The 6,705-nt window shown below is 68.6% G+C and carries 6 protein-coding genes; 1 reads left to right on the top strand and 5 read right to left on the bottom strand.

The genetic code is table 11. The annotated features are described in order from the left end of the window. Window positions 1-497 precede the first annotated feature (497 nt). Together AC2W7C_RS11845 and AC2W7C_RS11840 are read right to left on the bottom strand one after the other, a co-directional pair. Complete coding sequence (locus AC2W7C_RS11845) at window positions 498-689, bottom strand: hypothetical protein (RefSeq protein ID WP_486001620.1); 192 nt, start codon at window positions 687-689, stop codon at window positions 498-500. A gap of 106 nt (window positions 690-795) precedes the next feature. After that, the gene (locus AC2W7C_RS11840; protein WP_486001619.1) at window positions 796-1,464 is read right to left on the bottom strand and encodes a YiaD family glycine zipper/OmpA-like lipoprotein; all 669 of its coding nucleotides are present in this window, start codon (window positions 1,462-1,464) and stop codon (window positions 796-798) included. A 230-nt stretch (window positions 1,465-1,694) separates the two neighbouring features. Here AC2W7C_RS11840 and AC2W7C_RS11835 point away from each other — a divergent pair, with 230 nt between their 5' ends. Continuing rightward, window positions 1,695-2,606 (top strand): isopenicillin N synthase family dioxygenase, encoded by a 912-nt coding sequence (locus AC2W7C_RS11835; RefSeq protein WP_486001621.1) that lies wholly within the window; start codon window positions 1,695-1,697, stop codon window positions 2,604-2,606. 31 nt (window positions 2,607-2,637) lie between these two features. Here AC2W7C_RS11835 and AC2W7C_RS11830 read toward each other — a convergent pair whose 3' ends face one another. The 3 genes from AC2W7C_RS11830 to AC2W7C_RS11820 all read right to left on the bottom strand — a co-directional run bounded on the left by AC2W7C_RS11830 (window position 2,638) and on the right by AC2W7C_RS11820 (window position 6,563). After that, window positions 2,638-4,197 carry a ubiquitin-activating E1 FCCH domain-containing protein gene (locus AC2W7C_RS11830; protein WP_486001618.1) on the bottom strand — a complete coding sequence of 520 codons (1,560 nt, stop codon included), beginning with the start codon at window positions 4,195-4,197 and terminating at the stop codon, window positions 2,638-2,640. Then, complete coding sequence (locus AC2W7C_RS11825) at window positions 4,191-4,523, bottom strand: TadE/TadG family type IV pilus assembly protein (RefSeq protein ID WP_486001617.1); 333 nt, start codon at window positions 4,521-4,523, stop codon at window positions 4,191-4,193. The genes AC2W7C_RS11830 and AC2W7C_RS11825 overlap by 7 nt, the downstream gene beginning before the upstream one ends. Before the next feature lie 147 nt (window positions 4,524-4,670). Beyond that, the gene (locus AC2W7C_RS11820) at window positions 4,671-6,563 is read right to left on the bottom strand and encodes a M2 family metallopeptidase (RefSeq protein WP_486001616.1); all 1,893 of its coding nucleotides are present in this window, start codon (window positions 6,561-6,563) and stop codon (window positions 4,671-4,673) included. Between the last annotated feature and the right edge of the window lie 142 nt (window positions 6,564-6,705).

The raw sequence follows: 6,705 nt of genomic DNA, 5'->3' as shown, positions 1-6,705 counted from the left end.
GCGTGATCTCGCTGGACGGCAAGGGCGAAACCCAGCTGGCCCGCCCGACCGCCGACGGCGTTCGCGAGCCGCTGAACCGTCGCGCCACCGTCGGCATCAACTTCCGCTAAACCCGGAAGCGCCGACGCCGGGAGGGGACGCCGTCCCTTCCCGGCAGGCCAGACTACAGAGCCGCCGGTCCCAAAGGGACCGGCGGTTTTGCTTTGCAACAAGCCTGGCCCGCGACGGCCATGGGCGCAAAGGTTCGGGCACTCGACCCGAAGGCATGCGGGAGATCTCGCGGAGGCTGGACGGAGTCTTGTTCAAGGACAGGCCCTATCAGGCGGCCGAGGGCGCCGACGTGGTGGTGATCCTGACCGAATGGGATCGGATGCGCGCCTGAACCTGCATCGGGTCGAACAGCGGCCGCGTCAGCCGGTGATGGCGGACCCGCGCGACGGCTATCGCCCCGACGACAAGCGCGCCGGCGGCTTCCGATACAGTTCGATCGGTCGGGCCTAGCGGTCCAGGATCGGCGTCAGGGCGGCCTGTGGTGCGGCCGCGTCGGGGCTAGGCAGGATCGCGCGCCCGGCGCCGATGACGACGGTGGCGGTCAGCACGGCCGAGACGGCGGCGATGGCCGCCAGCTTCACGCCGTGGGCGAACTCCTGATGATCCGGGCGCACGCGCTCCCCCGAGTCGAACGACACCGGGTATCCAGCATCCTCAGGCCGCGCCCGCAAGTCACGGAACGGTGTCCGATCACGAAAAAGGGGAGCCGGGCGGCTCCCCTTCCGTTCGTGCGCGGACTTCGACCTAGCCCCGGAACGGGCGGATCAGGATTTCGACCCGGCGGTTCTGGGCCTTGCCGTCGGCGGTGGCGTTGCTGGCGATCGGGGCGCTCTCGCCGCGGCCGTCGACGTACAGCCGGTCGGCCAGGACGCCGCGGTCGACCAGGTAGCGGGCCACCGACGAGGCCCGCTGGCGCGAGAGGTTCAGGTTGTACTCGTCCGAGCCGTCGGAATCGGCGTGGCCGACGACGTCGATGATCGACTGGTCGTAGCGGTTCAGGACCGCCGAGACGTCGTCGAGGGTGGGATAGAAGCGCGAGTTGATGCTGGACTGGTTGGAGGCGAAGGTCACGTCGGACGGCATGCGCAGGACCAGGTTGTCGCCTTGGCGGGCCACGCCGACGCCCGAGCCGGACAGCTCGGCCTCGAGTTCACGCTGCTGGCGGTCCATGTAGGCGCCGACGGCCGCGCCGCCGAGCGCGCCGATGCCGGCCCCGATCAGCGCGTTCTTGCGGCCTTCCTCGGAATTGGAGGTGTTGGTCAGATAGCCCAGCAGGGCGCCCCCAAGGGCGCCGGCGATCGCGCCGGTGCCGGTGTTGTTGCGGCGCGGCGTGGAGCTGTAGGGGTCCGTCGTGGTGCAGGCGCCCAGGAGGGCGGTGATGCTGACGGCGGTCAGAAGAAGCTTGGCGCGCATGGAGATATCCTTTCCGTAGTGCCGGTTGGCGCTAAAACGCTGGGCTTACTGTCAAGGTTCCCGACTGTACCGCGCATGAACGGCGGGCGCGACGGCGCGGCGACGACTCTTTGCCAAGATCGGGCGTCAGGGCGTATGGAAACCGCCAGACCGACGACAAGGGTTCCCAAGTGACCGCCCAGACCGCAGACGCCGCCCCCGCCGCCCGCCGCGCCCTCGAGCCGGTGTCGATGAAACTGTACGACCAGGACTTCCAGGCTTTCGCCGATCAGCTGGGCCGATCGTTCAAGCGCTACGGCTTCGCCGTCATCTCGGACCATGGCTTGGACGAGGGCGTGATCGAGGCGGCGATCGGCGACGCCAAGGCCTTCTTCGCCCTGCCGGAAGACGTCAAGCGCCAGTATCACCAGCCGGGCACCGGCGGCGCGCGCGGCCTGACCCCGTTCGGCGTCGAGGCCGCCAAGGGCGCCGCGACCGTCGACCTGAAGGAATTCTGGCATGTCGGACGCGAGCTGCCCGAGGGTCATCCCTATAGCAAGTACATGCGCGACAATGTCTGGCCGACCGAGATCGAGGGCTTCCGCGAGCATCTGTACGGCATGTTCACCGCCATGGACGCCCTGGGGGCCAAGGTGCTGCGCGGCATCGCCCGCTATCTGCAACTGGGCGACGGCTATTTCGAGGACAAGGTCCAGCTGGGCAACTCGATCCTGCGCATGCTGCACTACCCGCCGGTGCCCGCGGATGCGCCTGGGGTCCGGGCGGGGGCGCACGAGGACATCAACGTCATCACCCTGCTGCTGGGCGCCGAGGAGGCGGGCCTGCAGTTGAAGGACGCCGACGGCGAATGGCTGGACATCGCCCCGCCGCCGGGGGCTCTGGTGGTCAACATCGGCGACATGCTGCAGCGGCTGACCAACCATGTGCTGCCCTCGACGACGCACCGGGTGGTCAATCCGGCGCCCGAGCGCCGCGGCTTCGCCCGCTATTCGACGCCCTTCTTCCTGCACTTCAACCCGGACTTCGTCATCGAGAGCCTGCCGTCCACGGTGACGCCGGACAACCCGGACCGCTACGCCGGCCGGTCGATCATGGCCGAGGACTTCCTGACCGAGCGGCTGAAGGAGATCCGGCTGATCTGAGGCGTGCGCCGGCCGTTTAAGGCCGGGTCCGCTATTTCGAGATCCGCAGCTGGGTGATGTCGCGGCCGATGGCGGCGAAGGCGCCGCCCAGGTCGTCGGCCTCGTCCGCCATGTGGAAGTTGCTGGCGCTGGTGGCGCAGTAGCGGAGCAGGTCCGCCGCCTCGCCCGTGGACGAGATGCCCAGCCCGACCGTGTAGACGACGACGCCCTGGGCCCTCATCGCGTCACAGAGCGCCTCGCTCTGGGTGAACGGGTCGGCGTTGTCCGGCGCGCAGTCGATCTTGTTGGCCGAGCCGCCGGAGTTCGGCCCGGCGTCCCGGGAGATGACGCCCGAGCAGTAGGGCGAGTTGAACTCGCCGTCGGTCATGATCACGACCGCCTTCAGGGTCCGCGCCGAGTTGTAGGCGCCGGCCGCACCCGACGGCCAGATGCTGCTGAAGTTCGGCGACAGCATGTACCAGCCCCAGGCGATGCCGATCTGGCCAGCGGTGCCGCCGATGGCCTCGAACCCGTCGATTCGCGACTTGATGGTGGCGCGGTTGCTGGACAGCGGCAGGATCTGGTCGTCCAGGCAGGTCCCGTCCGTGTTGGGATAGTGGCGTCCGACGTGAGAGGTGCTGGCCGACACTTCGTTGTAGCGGTTCGTCCCGGTCCGCTCGGTGACGCAGCCGCTGATGTGGTGGGTCTGGAGATCGCCGTTCATGTTCTCGAACGCGAACCATGTGCAGCCCTGCTGGGCGCACCAGGCCTTGCCGCCCGAGGTATAGGGGTTCAGTTGCGAGCCGTCCTCGGGCTCGATGGTGAAGCTGTTGGTGGTCACATTGCCGACAAGGAAGGTCTTGTCGTTGATCTGGGTCATGCCGCCGACGTTCGTGATGCGGACGTACTGGTTGTTCGTCAGGCCGTGTCCGTTGGCGGTGACCGTGACGGAGCACTCGTTGTTCTGGCAGCGCTGGACCTTCCCGTCGCCGCCGTACGCGCCGTAGTTCCAGCCGCTCACCGGGTTGCCCGACAGGGTGTAGAGCGAGAAGGTCCGGTTGCTCAGGACATCGATCCGATAGGGCTTGTTGTTGAGCGAAGTGATGCCCTTCACGCCGGTGATCCAGACGACCTGATTGTCCGAATAGCCATGGTCGGCCGTCGTCGTGATGATCGTCGGCCGATTGGTGCTGACGGCGGAGATGGAGCGCTGGGTGTCGGCGGTGAGATTGAGCGTAGCCCCAGTGACGTTGACCGAGGTGGCGACGCCGCCGCGCACGGTCTCCAGGTAGCCGCCCGGATTGACGGAGTTGGAATAGGGGACCAGCGCGACCTTGGAGTAGTAGGGGGTCTGGACGTCCTGGACGACAAGGTCGACGAGGTCCTTGGACGCCTCGATCAGCGCCGCGATGCGGTCGCCCTGCATCGAGCCGGTGACGTCCAGCACCAGGGCGACCTCGACGTTGCGGGACGACCGGTCGACCTCGGAGTGGGCGCCGACCTGGATCTTCTCGTCCATGAACTGGCCGTAGGGCGGCAGGAAGATGTTGGCGACGATGGCCTTCACGTCGACCTTGGCGTCGGCGACGACTACGTCGCTCGTGGTCAGCACGAAGGTGGTGTCGACCTCGCGCAGGGTGATGTTCGGATAGCCTTCAGATTGGCCTTGAGCGCGGCCATGCCCACGCGCTGGATGTCGGCGTTGGCGGTGTAGGGCGACCGCGCCGCGGACAGGGCGGCGGCGTCGAGCGCGTCCTGAAGGTTCACCCGGACGGTCGAGGCGCGGTGGATGTCGACCCCGCCCACGGTCATCAGGATCAGGACCGGCAGGCTGAGGCCGAAGATCATGGCCACGTTGCCGCGCGTCTCGCTGGCCAGACGACGCGCGAAGCGGCTGGCGCCGTCGACCATGCGGCCGATCCAGTTTCCGAGGTCCATCGCTCGTCCCGAGTCCCGTCTGCGGGCGCGACGGCCCACGATCAGCCGCCGAGAATGACGCGGTTCGGTTAAGGGAAGGCCTAACGCCGAGGGTTAACCCCTTCTTCGCGCCGCGCCGCAAGTCCGCGCGCGCGAAGAGGTGGCGGGTCAGCTCTCCCAGCCGCAGTCCTTGCCGCGGTTTTGCTGCGTCAGCCAGACGTTCAGCGGGGCGAAGTAGTCCGCGACCGCCGAGGCGTCGTTGCCGGTCTCGCCGGTGAAGGCCTGCATGGCCTCGGGCCAAGGGCGGGACTGGCCCATCTCCAGCATGCGCTCGAAGCGCTCGCCGACTTCCTTGTTCCCATAGACCGAACAGCGGTGCAGCGGACCGGTCCAGCCCGCCTGCCGGCAGGCCGCGCGCTGGAACTGGAACTGGTAGATGTGGGCCAGGAAGTAGCGGGTGTACGGAGTGTTGCCCGGGATGTGATACTTCGCGCCGGGGTCGAAGGCGTCGGCCGGACGCGGTCCCGGCGGGACCAGGCCCTGGTACTTCAGCATGTCGGCGGACCAGGCGTCGTTGTACTCGGCCGGCGTGGTCTCGCCCGAGAAGACGCCCCAGCGCCAGCGGTCGACCATCAGGCCGAACGGGAGGAAGGCGATCTTGTCGAGCGCCATCTTGAGCAGGAAGGGGATGTCCTCGGCCTCGCCCGGGACGGTCCGCAGCAGGCCAATCTGGTTCAGGTAGGTGGGGGTCAGGGCCGACAGGCCGACGAAGTCGCCGATGGCCTCGTGGAAGCCGTCGTTCGCCCCGTTCTTGAACAGGAAGGGCTGATCCTTGTAGGCGCGTTGATAGTAGTTGTGCCCCAGCTCGTGGTGGACGGTGTAGAAGTCCTCGCCGTTCACCTGGGTGCACATCTTGATGCGGATGTCGTCGGCGTTGTCCAGGTCCCAGGCCGAGGCGTGGCAGACGACCTCGCGGTCGCGCGGCCGGGTGATCATCGACCGTTCCCAGAAGGTGTCGGGCAGGGCCGGCAGGCCCAGGGAGGTGTAGAAGCCCTCGCCGGTCCGGACCATGCGGGTGGCGTCGTACTGCTGCGAGGTCAGCAGCTCGGTCAGGTCGTAGCTGCTCTCGCCGCCGCTGGTCGGGGCGACGACGTCGTAGATGTTGCCCCACTGCTGCGACCACATGTTGCCCAGCAGGTCAGCGCGGATGGGGCCGTGGTCGGGCTGGACCGCGTCGCCGTAGCGGGCGTTGAGCCGGCCGCGAACGTAGCAGTGCAGGTTCACGTAGAAGGGCTTCACCTGCTCCCAGAGTCGGTCGGTCTCGGCGGCGAAGGCGTCGGGGTCCATGTCGTAGCCGGCGCGCCACATGGCGCCGGTGTCGGCGAAGCCCAGCTCGCGGCTGCCCTCGTTGGCGATCTGGACCATGCGGGCGTAGTCGACGGCCATGACCGGGGAGACGGTGCGCCAGCCCTCGTACAGGGCCTTGGTCTGGGCCGGGTCGCGGCTTTCGGCGATCAGGACGCTGGCCTCGTCCAGGGTGATCTGGCGACCCTGGTACTCGAACTTGCCGGTGGCGTAGGTCGAGTCCAGGCGGGTGGTGATCTCGGCCAGCTCGGCGGCGGCGCCGGGGCGGTTGGGGGCCGGGAGCACGATGCCGAGGCGCAGCAGATTCAGCTTGCGGCGGACGTCGGCGGGGACCTGGACGTTGTTGAACCCGGCGGCGGCGTTGGCCAGCTCGACCTGCAGCTCGGTGTACTGGGCGTTGACCCGGCTCTCCAGCCACATGGTGTCGTAGGTGATGTTCGTGGCGCGGGTCCACTGGATGCGGGCGGCCTCCTCGCTGAGGTCGGCCAGGCGCTTTTCGGCGTCGGCGACGAAGGCGGCGGCTCCTTCCGTGGTGACCGGGAACTCCCGCTCCCCGGCAGGGCCGTCGTGAGCGGCGACGGTCTTCAACACGGCGGCGTCCGCGGCGGCGGCTTGGTTCATGCCGAAGCTCGCGCAGGCGGCCAGGCCCAGGGCGAGCGCGCAGACGGCGGTCGCGGTCATCAGGGTACGCTTCATGGGGTCCTCCCGGCGGCCTCCCGCCGCTCTCGGGCCGCAGGGGACGCGAGCGGAGGGGGCGGCGTCAAGCAGGGGGGCGGCGTTCTCCCTCCCCGGATCGGGGAGGGGTGTCGGCGCAGCCGACGGGTGGGGGGCGGCCGAC

The sequence above is a fragment of the Brevundimonas sp. CURTG3B2_SDJG genome, from assembly GCF_057364705.1.
The sequence above is the reverse complement of the archived record's forward strand: the minus strand, read 5'-3'. Positions and strand labels throughout refer to the sequence as shown.

Bases quoted from the DNA above. Each gene is read 5' to 3' on its own strand.
- AC2W7C_RS11840 (WP_486001619.1), bottom strand. From the start codon at position 1,464: ATGCGCGCCAAGCTTCTTCTGACCGCCGTCAGCATCACCGCCCTCCTG.
- AC2W7C_RS11835 (WP_486001621.1), top strand. From the start codon at position 1,695: ATGAAACTGTACGACCAGGACTTCCAGGCTTTCGCCGATCAGCTGGGC.
- AC2W7C_RS11825 (WP_486001617.1), bottom strand. From the start codon at position 4,523: ATGGACCTCGGAAACTGGATCGGCCGCATGGTCGACGGCGCCAGCCGC.
- AC2W7C_RS11820 (WP_486001616.1), bottom strand. From the start codon at position 6,563: ATGAAGCGTACCCTGATGACCGCGACCGCCGTCTGCGCGCTCGCCCTG.